This window comes from Archangium violaceum (assembly GCF_016859125.1).
Lineage (GTDB): Bacteria > Myxococcota > Myxococcia > Myxococcales > Myxococcaceae > Archangium > Archangium violaceum_A.
In genome coordinates, this window is sequence record NZ_CP069338.1 from 3,430,115 (window position 1) to 3,446,033 (window position 15,919).

Sequence of the window (15,919 nt, forward strand, 5' to 3'; positions counted from 1 at the left end):
CGCGCCGTCCCAGCCCCACATTCCCCACCCACCCCGCTGTCCGTCCCATCAATCACCTCGCGTCGCGCGCGCATCTGAAGCCGGCGAAGATGTGTCGCCGGATGGGGTAGTCCCAGTTGCGGAAGCTGTTGCGCACGGCCACGGGGGCACTCGCCCAGGCTCCGCCTCTCAGGACCCGGTACTCCGCCCCGAAGAACACCTCCGAATATTCACGGTAGGGGTAGGGTTTGAACCCCGGGTACCCGGTGAAAGTGCTGGAGGTCCATTCCCAGACATCCCCGAGCAGGCCCCAGACACCGTCGGCGCTTTGTCCTGTCGGGTAGCTGCCAATGGCCGAGGGGCCCCACATGTCTCCGCCGAGGTTGGCGTGGCTCGCGGTGGGCGGTGTGTGGCCCCACGGGTAGGTGCGAGGCCGTACGTCCGAGCCCGCCGCGGCCTTCTCCCACTCGGCCTCCGTGGGCAGGCGCTTGCCGGCCCAGCGCGCATAGGCGTCCGCCTCGTACCAGCACACGTGCTGCACGGGCTCGTCGCGGGCGATGGGCTCCCACCACCCGAAGCGCCGCCGCAGCCAGGTGCCGTTCTCCTGCGGCTCCCAGAAGAGCGGGTGGCGGATCCCCTGGGACTGAATCCACGCGAAGCCCTGGGGAGCCCACCAGCGCGGGTCGTCGTAGCCCCCGGACTCGACGAAGACGACGAAGTCCCCGTTGGTGACGGGGTGCGCGTCCAGGAGGAAGGGCGGCACGTCCACGGTGTGCGCGGGGCGCTCGTTGTCGTAGGCCCAGGCGGCGTCGCTGCCCAGGCGCACGGGGCCACCGGGGATGAAGAGCTCGTGCGCGGCGGTGCGCGCGGGGCGGGGACGGGGGCGCGCCGCGGGCCGGTACACGTGGCGCGTCATGAGTTGCAGCGTGGCGGCGAGCGTCTCCAGGTGCTGCTGCTCGTGCTGGGCCACCATGCCGAAGACGAAGCCGCCGCGCAGCAGGGGGGCGTCCGAGTCCTCGGGGAGGCCCTGCAGCCAGTCGAGCGAGGCCTCGCGCACGCGGGCGGCGTAGGCCAGGGCCTGCTCGGGGGAGAGCAGCGGCAGTTGCGAGCGCGTGGCGCGAGGGTTGCGGAAGGCGTCGTAGAGGGCGTCGAAGGCGGCGTCGGTGAGCGCCGGGGCGCCGAGCGCGCGCAGCAGCCACTGCTCCTCGTAGTTGGCCACGTGGGCCACGTCCCAGACGATGGGCGACATGAGGGGCGAGTGCTGGCGGGTGAGCGCGTCCTCGGGCAGGCCCTCGAGCATCCGCAGCATCCGCGAGCGCGCGGCGGACAGCTCCGTGACGGCGTGAACCTTCCAGGGACGAGGCTCCAGCTGGCCCGTGTCCCGGCGGGCCTCGAGAGGGCTGCGCATGGTGCCCACCAACCTAGGAAGCGGCCAACAGGCGGGGGAGTGCCTCGTCCCGGCGCGCGAGCCGTCCGTGTTCCACCGTACGCCGGTCGCGGCCTTGGACTGTCGTGGGCCGGGCATCCGGGCCCTCGCCATTCCGGAGGGAGCGCGGGAGGGCATCTCCTTCCGCGTCTTCCAGGTGCGGGAGTGGGTCCGTCCGGTGATGACCGCTACGTCCTGACTGATTGGAGGTGTTGTCGGGCGCGTGACGTCAGGCCGGGAGGTGGAGCGAATCGAGCGGAAGAACGGGAGACACTGAGGAGAGCGCCGTGCTGGTGGGGGGCGGCCCGATTCGGAGGCCCGGCATGAAGCCCTCACGCACGTGGATGAGCTTACTGGCCGTCTGGCTCCTGACGCTCTCGTGTGCCGCGCCGGGAGCGCTGTCTCCCGAGGGGATACGCGGGACGGATGTCTCGAGCGATGGGGCGGACGCCCTGGAGATGAGACCTCCGGGCGCGCCGAGAGGACCCCCTCTACGAACACCTCCAGCGCGTCCGGGGCGGGGAGGGCGCAATCGCAACCGCAACCCGTTCGAACCGCGGGAGCGCGTGTTCAACGCGGAGCCAACGCGGGAACAGAGGGAGGCGGCGCGACGGAGGAGTGAGAACGCGGCCCACGAGCAGACGCTGCGGGCGCAATACTGGCGGCTGAAGGCGGAGGCCGAGCGGCTGTACCCGGACAAGGTGGGACTGTACGAGGAGCACCACTTCTGGCCCCGGTATCTGGGGGGACGCGTGGATGGGCCGACGTACAGGGTACCGGCGCCCTACCATCAGCTCATCACCAATGCCTTCAGGGAGAAGCACGCCTACGGTCTCGCGCCTCCCAACGAGGCACGGGCGAAGGCCATCATGATGGAAGTCTATTCCGAGTTCCCGATTCCCCAGTTGATAGGTATCCCGAACCCCTGAGCCATGCGAGAGACCGTCGAATTCAGAATCTCGGAGCAGAATGCGCGGCGCTTCCTGAAGCCCGAGGACGGAAAGCCGTTGGGGCGTAGCACGCGCAAGCTGTTGCTGGACACGAACGACACCCGTTATGCGCTGGTAGGAAGGCTCGAGCATGAGTTCATGAAACAAGGCTCGTGCTTCTTCACGTTCTGGGACATCCGGCGCGCCTATACGAAGAAGGAGTTGGATGCGGCGGAGCTGTTCCACCTGAGGCTGCGTTCGGCGTTCGAGCCGGAAGGCGAGCAGTGCGGCACGAGGTACGACGAGTCGGTGGCCTGTCCGCATTGTGGTGTGGGAGCGCGTCAGCTCAACGAGCTGAGGCTCGAACCGGGCTCCCTCCCACGCGGCAAGGACATCACGAGGACCATCGCATTCAGCGAAATCATCGTCTCGTCCCGGCTCGTCGAGGCCCTGCGTGAGGACGGCATCACGGGTGCCCGTTTCCTCCCGGTGCTGCGCGAGGACGGGCGGGGAGCCCTCGATTCCTGGTACCAGCTGGAGGTGACGTCCCGCCCCCTCGGGGTGGCCCCGGTGTCGCGTTTCGGGGTGAGCCCGTTCGATCCGGACACGCGAGGCGAATACCGCTGCCCGCTGGGCCACGTGGGGGGCCTCAACCTCCTCTCGGAGCTCTCCGTGCGGCGAGCGGATTGGGACGGCTCGGACCTGTGCGTCGCGGCGCAGTGGATTGGGTACCGCAGCCGCAACGGAGGCGCGTTCCGCCCCTATCCCCTGCTGCTCATCTCCCAGAAGCTGCGCCGGCTGCTCGGCGGATTGAAGGGCAAGGGCTTCGACCTCGAGGTGGCCCACCTCGTCTGAGCCCGCGCCCGCGAGCCGGTCAGTCCCGTCCCGTGAGTCGGCGTCGAAGAAGCCCTCGGCCGCGAGCGTCCGGGCTCCGTGACGGCTCCTCTACTACCTGGGCGCATCCAGGTGCTGAACGCGGCGAGGTTTCTGTTGGCGCGGCTGATGGTCGTACTGCTCGGTCGTACGCTCTGGAGCGCGTGGCGGCGTGGAACGCCCACCGAGGGCCGGGCGAGCTGAGGCGGAAGGTGGAGGTGTTGTCGGGCGCGTGACGCCAGGCCGGGAGGTGGAGCGAATCGAGCGGAAGAACGGGAGACACTGAGGAGAGCGCCGTGCTGGTGGGGGGCGGCCCGATTCGGAGGCCCGGCATGAAGCCCTCACGCACGTGGATGAGCTTACTGGCCGTCTGGCTCCTGACGCTCTCGTGTGCCGCGCCGGGAGCGCTGTCTCCCGAGGGGATACGCGGGACGGATGTCTCGAGCGATGGGGCGGACGCCCTGGAGATGAGACCTCCGGGCGCGCCGAGAGGACCCCCTCTACGAACACCTCCAGCGCGTCCGGGGCGGGGAGGGCGCAATCGCAACCGCAACCCGTTCGAACCGCGGGAGCGCGTGTTCAACGCGGAGCCAACGCGGGAACAGAGGGAGGCGGCGCGACGGAGGAGTGAGAACGCGGCCCACGAGCAGACGCTGCGGGCGCAATACTGGCGGCTGAAGGCGGAGGCCGAGCGGCTGTACCCGGACAAGGTGGGACTGTACGAGGAGCACCACTTCTGGCCCCGGTATCTGGGGGGACGCGCGGATGGGCCGACGTACAGGGTACCGGCGCCCTACCATCAGCTCGTCACCAATGCCTTCAGGGCGAGGTGGGCCTACGGTCGGAATACGCCTACGCCCGAGGAGGCAAGGCAGATCATGATGAAGGTCTACGCCGAGTTCCCCATTCCTCAGTTGATAGGCATTCCGGACCCGTGACCATGCGCGAGACCATCGAATTCAGGATCGAGGAAAAGGATGCCCGGCGGTTCCTGCGGCCCGAGGACGGTAAGGTCATCGGGCAGATGGGCGGCGTGCGCAAGGTCGTCCTGGAGACCCACGACATCCGCGTGGCGATGATCCGTCAGTTGCACCTCGAGTTCCTGAAACGAGACTCGAGCTTCTTCACGTTCTGGGACATCCGGCGCGCCTATACGAAGAAGGAGTTGGATGCGGCGGAGCTGTTCCACCTGAGGCTGCGTTCGGCGTTCGAGCCGGAAGGCGAGCAGTGCGGCACGAGGTACGACGAGTCGGTGGCCTGTCCGCATTGTGGTGTGGGAGCGCGTCAGCTCAACGAGCTGAGGCTCGAACCGGGCTCCCTCCCACGCGGCAAGGACATCACGAGGACCATCGCATTCAGCGAAATCATCGTCTCGTCCCGGCTCGTCGAGGCCCTGCGTGAGGACGGCATCACGGGTGCCCGTTTCCTCCCGGTGCTGCGCGAGGACGGGCGGGGAGCCCTCGATTCCTGGTACCAGCTGGAGGTGACGTCCCGCCCCCTCGGGGTGGCCCCGGTGTCGCGTTTCGGGGTGAGCCCGTTCGACCCGGACACGCGAGGCGAATACCGCTGCCCGCTGGGCCACGTGGGGGGCCTCAACCTCCTCTCGGAGCTCTCCGTGCGGCGAGCGGACTGGGACGGCTCGGACCTGTGCGTCGCGGCGCAGTGGATTGGGTACCGCAGCCGCAACGGAGGCGCGTTCCGCCCCTATCCCCTGCTGCTCATCTCCCAGAAGCTGCGCCGGCTGCTCGGCGGATTGAAGGGCAAGGGCTTCGACCTCGAGGTGGCCCACCTCGTCTGAGCCCGCGCCCGTTCATCGCTTCACCGGCTCGACGACCATTGCACTGCCTCCGCCGCGGCGGATGGGCTCGGCGGCGGCGGTGACGGTGCCATCGGGGTTGAAGCGGATGGCGGTGAGCGCGCCAAGGGGCCCCGCGTCCGTGAAGGAATGCCCCAGCGCCGCGAGCGCGGCGGCCTCGGGCGAGGCGATGAATCCGGGCTCGGCCTGGCTCTTCTCGTCGGGCGAGTTGCGCTGCGACACGCGCGGCGCCGCGAGCGCCTGGTCGATGGGCATGCCGAAGTCGAGGTGGTTGATGAGCGTCTGGCCCACGGTGGTGATGATGGTGGAGCCCCCCGGGCTTCCGAGCGCGAGCACGGGCTCGCCGTCCTTGAACACGAGCAGGGGGCTCATGCTGCTGCGGGGCCGCTTGCCGGGCGCGGGCGCGTTGGGGTGCGGCGCTTCCGGCGAGGCGGGCAGGTCGAAGTCCGTCATCTCGTTGTTGAGCAGGAAGCCGTAGCCGGGGACGACCATGCCGTTGCCGCCCTCGCCCTCGATGGTGCACGTGTACGTGACGATGTTGCCCGCGGCATCCGCGGTGGTGATGTGTGTCGTCTCCTTGTTCAGCACGCGCTCCTCGGTGGCGGGGCGCTCCACCTGGGAGAGGGGCGTTGGCGCCGCGTGCGTTCCTCCCTGGAAGGGGAGCGGATTGCCGGGAGCCGCGGCGGTGGTGGAGGCCCGGGACACGTCGAGCGCCGAGCGCCGGCTCGCGGCGTAGTCGCGTGAGAGCAGCCCGGCCTCGGGGACGGAGACGAAGGCGGGGTCGCCCAGGAAGGCATTGCGGTCGGCGAAGGCGAGCCGCGAGGCCTCCAGGTAGCGGTGGAGGAAGTCGGCGCGGGACATCGCGTCCGGCGCGTAGGCCTCGAGCAGGTTGAAGGTGAGGGCGAGCGTGAGGCCGCCGCTGCTCGGCACGCCCATGCCGTACAGGGTGTAGCCGCGGTAGGTGCTCGTCACGGGCGGGCGGACGACGGTCTCGTACGCCGCGAGGTCCTCGAGCGTCATCACCCCGGGGCGCACCACGCGCGAGGCGCCGGGGGTGACGGGGGGCCGGGTGACGGTGTCGACGATGGCCCGGGCGATCTCCCCCCGGTAGAAGGCGTCGAGGCCGTCCCGGGCCACCAACCCGTAGGTCCTCGCGAGGTCCGGGTTCCTCACGGTGGTGCCGACGGGCCAGGGCTGTCCATCCGGGCCCAGGTAGAGGGCGGCGGAGCTGGTGAAGTCGCGGAAGCGCGAGGCGTTGCGGCGCGTCTGCTCGAAGAAGGTGGCGTCGACGTCGAAGCCGTGCTCGGCGACGCGGATGGCGGGTTGGAGGACGTCGGACAGCGGGCGCGAGCCGTACAGCCGCAGGGCCTCGCTCCAGCCCAGGGGGGAGCCGGGGACGCCGACGGACAGGCCACTGGTGACGAACGCGTCGAAGGGAATGGGCGCGCCGTCCTCGTACAGGCGCGAGCGCTCCAGCGCCCGGGGTGCCGTCTCCCGGTGGTCCAGGGTGACGACGCGCTTGTCCTTCGCGATGTAGGCCACCAGGAAGCCGCCACCGCCGATGCCACAGGAGTACGGGTCCGTGACGCCGAGCACGCTGGCGGCGGCCACGGCGGCGTCCACGGCGTTGCCTCCGGACGCGAGGAGCTCGATGGCGGCGGCGGTGGCGCGCACGTCCACGGTGGCGGCGGCGCCTCCGCGTCCGGTGGCGGTGGGCGTGGGGGCTGGGGAGGCGAGCGGCCGGGCGTCCGACACGGGCGCCGGAGCGGTGGCGCAACCCGTGCCCATCGCCAGACACAGCGAGGCACTGACGGAGAAGAGGAGTCTTCGCATGAGGGCGAAGGCTATCAGCCTCCCCGCTCGTACGCGGGTGATGCGCACCGCACACGTGTCCCTCCCATGTGTCGGGTTTCTGGCGGGGCGCGAGGGGGGTGGATGTTTCGGAGGGATGTGGGTTCCTACCATGCATGCCCATGTAGGCATGGGCGGGGAGGTGGCCGAGGCCCCGGGCGCGTGTGCGCGGTTTTTCGCCGGGAGGACGCATGAACCCTTCGCTCTGGACAGTCCGCGACGGACCTCGAGACCTGGCGCCGCTCGTCCTGGACGAGGAGCGCGAGGCGTCCCAGGCGGTGGCGCGCGCCTTCTCGCGGTGCGGCTTCTCCGCGGACGAGTGGCGGGCGCTCCACGACTCGCCCCTGCGGGCCTTCCTCTGGGTGGCCACCGCGGATGGCCCGGTGCGCCCGCGTGAGCGCGAGGCCTGCCGGCGGGTGCTCGGGGCGGGGCGCTTCTCCCTCAGTCCGCTGGTGGGCCGCATCTGCGGCGAGGCCCTGCTCCAGCTCGACGTGCTCGGGCCGGAGCGCCTGGGCGAGGCGCCGGACCTGGACGTCCTGCGTCCGCTGTGTCAGCGCGTGGCGGACCGGCTGGGGCTCGGCGAGGCCGCGCGTCTCCAACAGTTCCTCCTGGACGTGGGCTGGCGCGTGGCGAGGGCCTCCAACGGATTGCTCGGCGTCGTGGGGTGTGTGCGCCGGGAGGAGCGCCAGGCGCTCGCGTCGCTCGAGGAGGCGCTGGGGCCGCTGCACGGGGGCGGCTGAGGGCGGGCCGGGTGCTCGAGCCGCCCGAGGTGCTCAGGTGGGCGACTCGCGCTCGCGGGGACCGAGCCCCCACGGGCCCCGGGTGTTGGTGTCCTCCAACTCGCGCAGCTCCATGCCCCGCATCACGTCCTCCTGGGTGACGGTGCCCACCAGCACGCCCTCGTGCACCACGGGCAGCTGTGGCAGCCGGCGCTGGCCCATCTCCTTCAAGGCCTCCCAGGCGGTGGCGTCCGGGGAGAGCTCGGGCACGGGCACGGCCAGCTCGCGCGCCCGCACCTGGGCTCGCCGTGGCACGGGCACCTGCCGCACGCTCGCCAGCGTCACCAGCCCCACCACGCGCCCCTCCTCCACCACGGGCAGGGCCCTCCGCCGCTCCGTCCGCATGCGCTCGGCCACCTCCTCCAGCGTCGCCCCCGCCTCCACCACCGCCGTGCGCGCCACCATCAGCTCGCGCACGTGCACCCGGTTGAGCAGGGATTGCACCAGCACCTCGCGCGACTCGCCCTCCGCCCCCATGAAGACGAAGAAGGCGATGATGATCAGGATGAAGTTGCCGCCGAGCAGGCCCACCAGCCCGAAGAGCACGGCGAAGCCCTTGCCCACCGCTCCCGCCACCCGCGTGGCACGCACGCGGCCGAGCCTCCCGGTGAGCAGCGCGCGCAGGATGCGGCCCCCGTCCATGGGGAAGGCCGGCAGCAGGTTGAAGACGCCGAGGAAGACGTTGAGGTAGCCCAGGTAGAAGACGGCGAATTGCAGGTTGAAGGAGCGTGCCCCCTCCAGCAGCACGTAGCTGGCCAGGAAGAGCCCGCCCAGCACGAGGCTGGTGACGGGGCCCGCCAGCGCCATGAGCGCCTCGTGCCGCGAGCCCTGGGGCATCCGGCTGATGCGCGACACGCCTCCAATCATCAACAGGGTGATGTCGGAGACCTCGCCTCCCTTGCGCAGGGCGTAGATGGAGTGGGCCAGCTCGTGCACGAGCACGGCGAGGAAGAGCGCCACCGCGAGCCCCAACCCCCATATCAGGGGATGGCCCACGAGCCGCTCGGGGGGCACCTCGGCCGCCTCGGCGGCGCTGCGGAAGGCCTGTCCGAAGAGCCAGGCCAGGAAGGGCAGCACCAACAGGAAGGAGTAGTGCACCCGGATGGGAATGCCCCGCAGGGTGGCGATTTTGAAGGCTCCGCGCACGTGACACCTCTTTGAGGGAAAGGTGGGGTTCCTGGTGGGCGGAACCATCCAGCCGGAGGGCGATGGGATGGCCCCTGGCCGGAGGGCGGGCTGGCCTCGGGAACGGACGGGGCCCGCCCGTCACCTTCAGATGGAGGAGCTGGCGGGCTCGGAGATGCCCTCGAGGGCCTCGCCCACCTTCTTCTCGCTCGTCTCGCCGGACAGGTCTCCCAGTGCGACGATGCCCACCAGCTTCTTGTCGTGGTCCACCACGATGAAGCGGCGGATCTGCTTCTCCTTCATCCGGTTGAGGATGTCGTCGGCGTCATCGTCGTCGAAGCAGTACTGGATGCCGGAGGTCATCACGTCGGACACCTGGGTGGTGTTGGGGTCCTTCCCCAGGGCAATCGCCCGCACGACGATGTCGCGGTCGGTAATCATCCCCAGCACGCGCTGGCCGTCACACACGGGGATGGGACCCACGTTGAGGCTGCGCATCTTCTCCGCGGCGTCGCGGAGGGTGTCGTTGGGGTTGATGACCTCCACGTCGCGCGTCATCACTTCACGAATCATCTTGGCCATGGCCGCTCCTTGGGTTGGGGGCCGCGGGGTGTCGGCTCCCCTTCCGCCAAACCGTGGGGAGCATCCCGGCGGGGGGCAACGCGGGTCGGGGCCGTCCTCCCGGAGAGCGTCCGAGCGGTCGCGGAGCCCCGGCCCGTTCCGGTGCGGAGGCGGGTCCCCCTGGGGGCCGGCGCGCGAGTGCCCCTCATGAAGGTGGGCGGGCCCGACGGGGGCCCGAGGAGGGGAGCGGCGCCTGCCTGGACGCTCGCGGGTTCCCCGTCCCCGGGACTCAGGCCGGGGCCACCCACTGGCCCGGCTTGGGCGCGTCGCGCCAGACGTGACGGCCGGTGTCCGGATCCTTGTGGAAGCGCATGAAGTCCCCCAGGCCGGTGTCGAGCGCGCGCGCGTCGAGCACCTCGGCCACCTTGCCGATGAGATGGAGCACCTCGTCCCCCTCGCCGTGGACGAGCAGCTTCACGCGGGGCGTCGGCTCCCAGGGGCCGAGCTCGAAGGTGATGGAGAAGCCGTCACCGTGGAAGAAGCCCTCGGCGAGCGTGGGGAAGACGATGGAGGGCAGGGCCTCGTGCAGCCGGCGGATGACGACCTCGCGCGGGCCGAGCGGCGGAGGTGACCAACCCTCGGGGAAGTCCCTCACCGAGTCGAAGCCAGCGGCGCCCATCAAATAGATGATCCAGCTCATGCGACACCTCGTGATTCATCATCTTCGGAAGGACACCCTACGCGAGGTGTCTGACATTGAGGGGCGTCGTCCGGACGCGGGGATGTGGTGTCCACCACCCGGCGGTCGACCCGGACGGGGGGCGCACGGGGCCGCGAGCGGAATGGGGACGGAAATCCGGTTCAAAAAAACGGCGGGGTCCTCCCATTCAGGGGGTGTCGGACACCTGAATGGGAGAGAACTTGAACCTGTTGAATGTGATTCGTGTTGGATGCCTGGCCCTGCTGACGGCCAGTGGCGTGCTCACCGCGTGTGGCGGGCGGGGAGTCGAGTGGGTACGCGCGGACAGCAAGACCACGCAGTCGCTCACGGCGATCCACGGTAGCGGTGCCAGCGATATCTGGGCGGTGGGGGAGCTGGGGACCACCATCCACTGGGATGGAAGGAGCTGGAGCGCGGTGGAGTCGGGAACGAGCGTGGACCTGAGCGCGGTGTGGACCGTGGGGCCCCGGGACGCGTGGGCGGTGGGCCAGCAGGGCGTGGTGTTGCACTGGGATGGAAGCCGCTGGTCCCGGGTGGACGTCGGGTCCTCCAATCGTCTCACGGGAGTCTGGGCCAGCGGTCCGGACGATGTCTGGGTGACGCTGGATACCGGCGTCATGATTCGCGGGGCCCTGCACTTCGATGGGAAGACCTGGGCGGTGCGAGTCTTTCCCGGCTCGTCGATGTGGGCGGCGAACCAGGTGTGGGGCTCGGGGCCGGGGGATGTCTGGGTTTCCCAGACGGAGGGCGACAAGCTGATGCACTGGACGGGCTCGGCGTGGAGTGCCGTGCCCCTGGAGATCGGCTCGTATCCGGATGTCCTGGACCTGACGGGAACGGCGTCCGGCGAGATGTGGATGCTCTGTGAGTTGGTCGGGGACCGGAGGGTGGTCCGCAAGGACGGGAACGGCTGGACGCTGCTGCCCGCGGAGGAGACGGACTTCCCGCTGCTCGGCAACGGGTGGATCGGTGTGTGGGGCTCGGGAGCTCAGGCGTGGACGGTGGGCGAGCTCGGCACCATCTTCCACTTCGACGGAGAGACGTGGCTCGAGGAGCGCGAGGAGGACCTGTACGGGGGACTCACGTTCCGCGATGTCTGGGGCGCGAGCGAGACGGATGTCTGGGCCGTCGGCGAGGAGGGCGTCGTGATGCGGAGGACTCCGCCCTCGTCGTCTTGAGACACTCCGCGTGGTTTAACGCCGCGCATGGGTGTGATGCTCCGGTGTGCGTTCTTCCTGTTGCTCGTCGGTGGTCCGGCGCTCGCCGGGCCACGGCCCGAGTCCCGTTGGGGCCTGCGCTGGAATGGCGCGCCCGGGTGCATCCAGGCGGCGCCGCTCGCCCGGGCGGTGGAGGCGCGGCTGGGGCGCCCGGTGTTCGGGCCCGAGCCCGGGTTCCTCATCGACGGGGTGCTCGAGCGCGGCGGGCCCTCGGGGTGGAAGGCGAGGCTGTCGCTCGTGGACGCGCGGGGCAACGTGCTCGGCAGCCGCGAGGTCTCCACGCCGGAGGCGGCCTGCACCGCCATCGAGCCCCGCCTGCTGCTGGTGATCGCCGTGATGATCGATCCCTCGGCGGCGTTCGCGCGCCCCGCTCCCGCGAGCCCGCCGGAGCCGGAGCGCGCGCCCGAGCCGGAGCGTCCGCAGGAGCCCATGGCCTCCGAGCCTCCGCCACCCTCCGCGCCCGCCGTCCCCCGGGTCGCGCCTCCGCCGGAGACCGCGCGGAGTCGCATTCAACCGGGGCCACCGGCGCCACGCGGCTCGGGCACGGTGCTCACGGCGGCGGCCACGGGCTCGGTGGGAGGGGGTTTCGGGGTGGCGCCCGGCATCTCCGGCACCGCCTGGTTCTCTCCTGGTGGATGGCCGTGGCTGCTCCGGCTGGCCCTGGCGCCCTACGCCGGCTACGAGAAGGACGGGGGCCGCCTGGCCCTGGTGACGTCCGTGGCGGAGGGAGGCGTGTGCCCGGTGTCCTGGGCGGACGGGGCGTGGTCCGCGTCCGGCTGCGCCACGGCCACGTTCTCGCTGGTGTTCGCCTACAGCGTGGGCTTCGAGCAGGGCCGGCTCGAGCCAATCATTCGAGGAGACCTGGGCCCGCGCGCCCGGCTGGAGAGGAGGCTGGGCGAGCGCACGGCGCTCCACGTGGGCCTGGGGGCGGGGTTCGGCTGGCTGCGTCCGACGGTGCGGCTGCTCAAGCCGGACGGGACGGCGGAGGATCTGCGGTTGGGCCTGCCGGTGCAGGTGACGCTGGACGTGGGCGTTTCGTTTCTCGGGCCCTGGGGAGGGATGGGGTAGGGTCGGGCGCTGGTTCCCCTGCCGATGATGCCGCGCCCCGACTTCCAACGGGTGTACGCCGAGAACGCGCCGTTCATGTGGCGCACGCTGCGCCGGCTGGGCGTGCGGGACGCGGACCTGGAGGACGTGTGCCAGGAGGCGTTCGTGGTGGTGCACCGGCGCCTGTCGGACTTCGATGGGAGCGCGGCGGTGCGCACGTGGCTGTTCGGCATCTGCCGGCGCGTGGCATCGGACTACCGGAGGCGGGCGCACATCCGCCGGGAGACGGCCGCCGAGGAGCTGCCGGAAGGAGCGCAGGCGCCGGAGCAGGTGGAGGTGGTGGCGCGCAAGCAGGCGAGGGTGCTGCTGGATCGGATCCTCGACGAGCTGGACGAGGACAAGCGGGCGGTGTTCGTGCTCTTCGAGCTCGAGCAATGGCCGATGGCGGAGGTGGCGCGGGCGGTGGGGTGTCCGTTGCAGACGGCGTACTCGCGGCTGTACGCGGGGCGCGAGCACGTGAAGCAGGCGGTGGCCCGGGCCCGGGCGGAAGGAGGCGAGTCATGAATCCACGCGAGCCCGTGCGCCTGCTGGAGCAGGACTCCGAGGCCTCGGACGAGCTGCGCGAGTTGCTCGGTGCGGCGCGCCTGGACGAGCCCTCGGCCGAGCAGCTCGCCTCGCTGGCGGGGAAGCTGGGGCCGCTGCTCGGACCGCCGGGGGGAGCACCGCCGACGGCGCCTCCATCGGGAGGGACGTCCTCCGCCTCGGGGAGCGTGGTGCCGGCGGCAGCGCCCGGAGTGAAGGGGAAGGTGCTCGCGGGAGTGGCGGTGGCGGTGCTCGCGGGAGGCAGCTTCCAGGCGGGCCGTCTCTTCGAGCGGGAGCGAGCGGAGACCCGCGCGGTGGAGCCCGTGGCGGCGCTCACCCGGCCCACGCCCGAGCCGGCGCGAGTGGAAGCCGCTCCGCCCGAGCCCGCTCCGCCCGAGCCCGCTCCGCCCGAGCCCGTGACGCCGAGGGCGTCCGCCGCGCCCACGCCCCGGGTCCCGCGCGCACGAGCGCCCGAGGCTCCACCCCTGGACGAGGAGCTCGCGCTGCTGGAGGGGGCCTATCAGGCACTCCAGAGAGGGGAGGCGGCGGAGGCGCTCGCGGAGGCGGAGCGGCATGCGGTGCGCTTCCCCTCGGGGGCACTGGCGCAGGAGCGGGAGGTGCTGGCCATCGACGCGCTGGTGAGGATGGGACGCCGCGCGGAGGCGGGGGCGCGCGCCGGGGCCTTCCGGGCCCGCTACCCGACGTCCACGCATTGGGTGCGTATCCAGGGCCTGCTGTCCGGCACGAAGCCCTGAGCGCTGTTGAACGCGGAGTGGGCGCGCTGAGCGACGCCATCCCCTCTCCCTCCGGGAGAGGGCCGGGGTGAGGGTATTGCGAGCCTGGAGCTCCACAATCGCAATATCTGTCAGGTCATCAGTGGATGAGGCCGGTACCTTGAGGAGCGTCAAGGGGACACTTCATTGAGTGCGGCGAACGCGGACGAATACCTCGCCAGATTCCGAAGGGTGCTCGAGTACATCGACGCGCACCTGGAGGAGGAGCTGAGCGTGGAGCGGCTCGGCCGCGTGGCGGCCTTCTCGAAGTTCCACTTCCACCGGCAGTTCTCCGAGCTCTTCGGGATGGGCGTATACGAGTACGTCCAGATGCAGCGCCTGAAGAGGGCCGCGTACCAGCTCGCCTTCCGGGCGCAGCAGTCGATCCTCGAGGTCGCGTTGGCGAGCGGCTACGAGGGCCCGGAGGCGTTCGCACGTGCCTTCAAGAAGCGGGTGGGGCAGACGCCCTCGGAGTTCAGGAAGCAGCCGCGGTGGGAGCCCTGGCGCACGACGTACCAACCGTTGAGCGAGCTGAGGAACCATCACATGAAACCCACACATCAGGCGGAGCAGGTGAAGGTCGTCGTCTTCCCGGACACGAAGGTCGCGGCGCTCGAGCATCGAGGAGAGCCGCGGCGGGTGGGAGACTCCGTGCGGACATTCATCGCCTGGCGCAAGCAGCACGGGTTGCCGCCGAGACTCAGCGCCACCTTCAACATCCTCCACGACAACCCGGAGGAGGTGGCACCGGAGGACTACCGCTTCGACATCTGCGCGGCCACGGAGCGCGAGGTGAAGGAGAACACGTTCGGGGTGGTGGAAAAGAGCATCCCGGGAGGGCGGTGCGCGGTGCTGAGGCACGCGGGCTCGGACGAGACGCTGGGGGCGAGCATCCGGTACCTGTACGCGGAGTGGCTGCCGGGGAGCGGCGAGGAGCCGCGGGACTTCCCACTGTTCCTCCAGCGCGTCCGCTTCTTCCCGGACGTGCCGGAGCACGAGGCCGTCACGGACATATTCCTGCCGCTGAAGTAGCTCGTTGAGTTGCTCCCTCTCCCCCTGGGAGAGGGCGGGGGGTGAGGGTATGCATCTCCGTGCTCCTGGCCGTGTCCAAGAACCGCGCGGACCGGCCCCTAGAGCTCGGGAGGCGAGCCGCCGCCATACCGCGCCTCGATGGCGCGGATCCGCTCGGGAGAGGTGGCGGGGATGAGGCCCCGGGCCTGGAGGGCCTCGAGGGCGGGAGCCGGGCCCGCGGCGACGACACAGGCCTCTCCGTCGGTGTCGAAGAGCACCCAGCGCACGTCACTGCCCCGAGCGCGAGCCAGGGCATTGAGGAAGTCGAGCAGTGCACCGGGGTCGATGAATCCGTCGTCCTGGTCGAGGGCGAACTCGCCGCGGGCGGGAGCCTCGTAGCGTTTGCCGGCACCGTGCGCGACGAGACGCCCGGCGGGTGCGTACTCGAGGAAATCCTCCTCCTCGGCGTCGTCGGTCTCCAGGCCCTCGCCGTCGAGCTTCGACTCGGCCGGGGGGAGCTGCTCGAGGAGAAGGCCGTCGAGGACGCCGGGAGCGAGCGAGGCGAGCTCCCGAAGCAGCCTGTCGGGGCGGACGGAATCCTCTTCGGGACGAAGGGGGAAGACGTGCGCGCGGCCGCGCTGGAGGAGCAGCTCCTCGAGGGAGATGGGGCGCTCCTCGGTGTCGGCGAGGTCCAGGGAGAGCTGATCCGTCAGGCCGAGGCCGTCCAGGAAGGACTCCAGGGAGCCGGGGGAGGGGAACTGGAGGAGGGCGGTGACGAGGGGCTGGGCCATTTCAGGGAGCTCGGACTGGCTCCACTGGCGGGCGATCTCCACGGCGGCGGCCCTGTCGAGCGCGGCGAGGTGAGCGAGGCAGCGTTCGGCGTGGGGGCTGGGGCCTTCCCTGGAGCAGGAGGCGAGACGTTGCAGGCGCTCGGCGAGCGGCGGGTAGCGCACCTCGTCGCCGGGGCCGAACTCGACGCCCTCGTCCTCGAGGTGCAGCTCGTGGCGCGGGTCGGGGAGCAGCTCGCGCGGGAGGTAGCGCGTGGCATGCGCGGGGGAGGGCTCCGGGTCGGTGCGCTCCTCGAGGGGGGCGTAGGTCCAGAGGACCACGGGTTTCGGCGTCGTCATCCCGGGGAGCGTAGGGCCAGAGCGCGGGGGGATTCCTCCTTTATCCTCCGGGCAGGTTTCCATTCGGGGGGAGGCACCAGGTTTGGAGAAATCGCACCGCCG

Annotated in this window: 17 protein-coding genes; 11 read left to right on the top strand and 6 right to left on the bottom strand. The window is 70.9% G+C overall.

Features of this window, described 5'->3' with window-relative positions; all coding sequences use genetic code 11:
* Positions 1–52: 52 nt before the first annotated feature.
* Complete coding sequence (gene egtB, locus JQX13_RS14740) at positions 53–1,387, bottom strand: ergothioneine biosynthesis protein EgtB (RefSeq protein ID WP_203409651.1); 1,335 nt, start codon at positions 1,385–1,387, stop codon at positions 53–55.
* Between egtB and JQX13_RS14745 the strand changes: the two genes are divergently transcribed.
* From JQX13_RS14745 to JQX13_RS14765, 5 genes are all read left to right on the top strand, one after another.
* Complete coding sequence (locus JQX13_RS14745; protein WP_203409652.1) at positions 1,386–1,604, top strand: hypothetical protein; 219 nt, start codon at positions 1,386–1,388, stop codon at positions 1,602–1,604. The two genes, egtB and JQX13_RS14745, sit on opposite strands and share 2 nt — an antisense overlap.
* 145 nt (positions 1,605–1,749) lie before the next feature.
* A complete protein-coding gene (locus JQX13_RS14750) occupies positions 1,750–2,334 on the top strand; it encodes a hypothetical protein (protein ID WP_203409653.1) in 585 nt (194 codons plus the stop codon).
* Positions 2,335–2,337: 3 nt separating this feature from the next.
* Complete coding sequence (locus JQX13_RS14755) at positions 2,338–3,189, top strand: hypothetical protein (RefSeq protein ID WP_203409654.1); 852 nt, start codon at positions 2,338–2,340, stop codon at positions 3,187–3,189.
* 371 nt (positions 3,190–3,560) lie between these two features.
* Positions 3,561–4,145, top strand: coding sequence for a hypothetical protein (locus tag JQX13_RS14760; protein WP_203409655.1), 585 nt, complete (start codon positions 3,561–3,563; stop codon positions 4,143–4,145).
* A 2-nt stretch (positions 4,146–4,147) separates the two neighbouring features.
* Positions 4,148–5,005, top strand: coding sequence for a hypothetical protein (locus tag JQX13_RS14765; RefSeq protein WP_203409656.1), 858 nt, complete (start codon positions 4,148–4,150; stop codon positions 5,003–5,005).
* Positions 5,006–5,017: 12 nt separating this feature from the next.
* Here the strand turns inward: JQX13_RS14765 and ggt are convergent, their stop codons facing one another.
* Entirely contained in the window at positions 5,018–6,856 is a 1,839-nt protein-coding gene (ggt, locus tag JQX13_RS14770) for a gamma-glutamyltransferase (RefSeq protein ID WP_203409657.1), read from the bottom strand.
* 209 nt (positions 6,857–7,065) lie between these two features.
* Here ggt and JQX13_RS14775 point away from each other — a divergent pair, with 209 nt between their 5' ends.
* Positions 7,066–7,614, top strand: a complete 549-nt coding sequence (locus JQX13_RS14775; RefSeq protein WP_203409658.1) for a hypothetical protein — start codon at positions 7,066–7,068, stop codon at positions 7,612–7,614.
* Positions 7,615–7,647: 33 nt separating this feature from the next.
* Here the strand turns inward: JQX13_RS14775 and JQX13_RS14780 are convergent, their stop codons facing one another.
* From JQX13_RS14780 to JQX13_RS14790, 3 genes are all read right to left on the bottom strand, one after another.
* Positions 7,648–8,799: a site-2 protease family protein gene (locus JQX13_RS14780; protein ID WP_239014755.1), complete on the bottom strand. Its 1,152-nt coding sequence runs from the start codon at positions 8,797–8,799 to the stop codon at positions 7,648–7,650.
* Positions 8,800–8,925: 126 nt separating this feature from the next.
* A complete protein-coding gene (locus JQX13_RS14785; protein ID WP_203409660.1) occupies positions 8,926–9,360 on the bottom strand; it encodes a CBS domain-containing protein in 435 nt (144 codons plus the stop codon).
* Positions 9,361–9,628: 268 nt separating this feature from the next.
* Entirely contained in the window at positions 9,629–10,039 is a 411-nt protein-coding gene (locus JQX13_RS14790) for a hypothetical protein (RefSeq protein ID WP_203409661.1), read from the bottom strand.
* A gap of 221 nt (positions 10,040–10,260) precedes the next feature.
* On the opposite strand from JQX13_RS14790, the gene JQX13_RS14795 reads away from it, so the two are divergent.
* The 5 genes from JQX13_RS14795 (at position 10,261) to JQX13_RS14815 (ending at position 14,711) form a co-directional block, all read left to right on the top strand.
* Positions 10,261–11,238 (top strand): hypothetical protein, encoded by a 978-nt coding sequence (locus JQX13_RS14795; RefSeq protein WP_203409662.1) that lies wholly within the window; start codon positions 10,261–10,263, stop codon positions 11,236–11,238.
* Positions 11,239–11,265: 27 nt separating this feature from the next.
* Positions 11,266–12,345, top strand: a complete 1,080-nt coding sequence (locus JQX13_RS14800; RefSeq protein WP_203409663.1) for a hypothetical protein — start codon at positions 11,266–11,268, stop codon at positions 12,343–12,345.
* A 24-nt stretch (positions 12,346–12,369) separates the two neighbouring features.
* Complete coding sequence (locus tag JQX13_RS14805; RefSeq protein ID WP_239014756.1) at positions 12,370–12,888, top strand: RNA polymerase sigma factor; 519 nt, start codon at positions 12,370–12,372, stop codon at positions 12,886–12,888.
* Positions 12,885–13,661 (top strand): hypothetical protein, encoded by a 777-nt coding sequence (locus JQX13_RS14810; RefSeq protein ID WP_203409664.1) that lies wholly within the window; start codon positions 12,885–12,887, stop codon positions 13,659–13,661. Before JQX13_RS14805 ends, JQX13_RS14810 begins: the two co-directional genes overlap by 4 nt.
* 165 nt (positions 13,662–13,826) lie before the next feature.
* Positions 13,827–14,711, top strand: a complete 885-nt coding sequence (locus JQX13_RS14815) for an AraC family transcriptional regulator (RefSeq protein WP_203409665.1) — start codon at positions 13,827–13,829, stop codon at positions 14,709–14,711.
* Between the two features lie 98 nt (positions 14,712–14,809).
* Here the strand turns inward: JQX13_RS14815 and JQX13_RS14820 are convergent, their stop codons facing one another.
* Positions 14,810–15,817, bottom strand: a complete 1,008-nt coding sequence (locus tag JQX13_RS14820) for a hypothetical protein (protein WP_203409666.1) — start codon at positions 15,815–15,817, stop codon at positions 14,810–14,812.
* Positions 15,818–15,919: the final 102 nt, after the last annotated feature.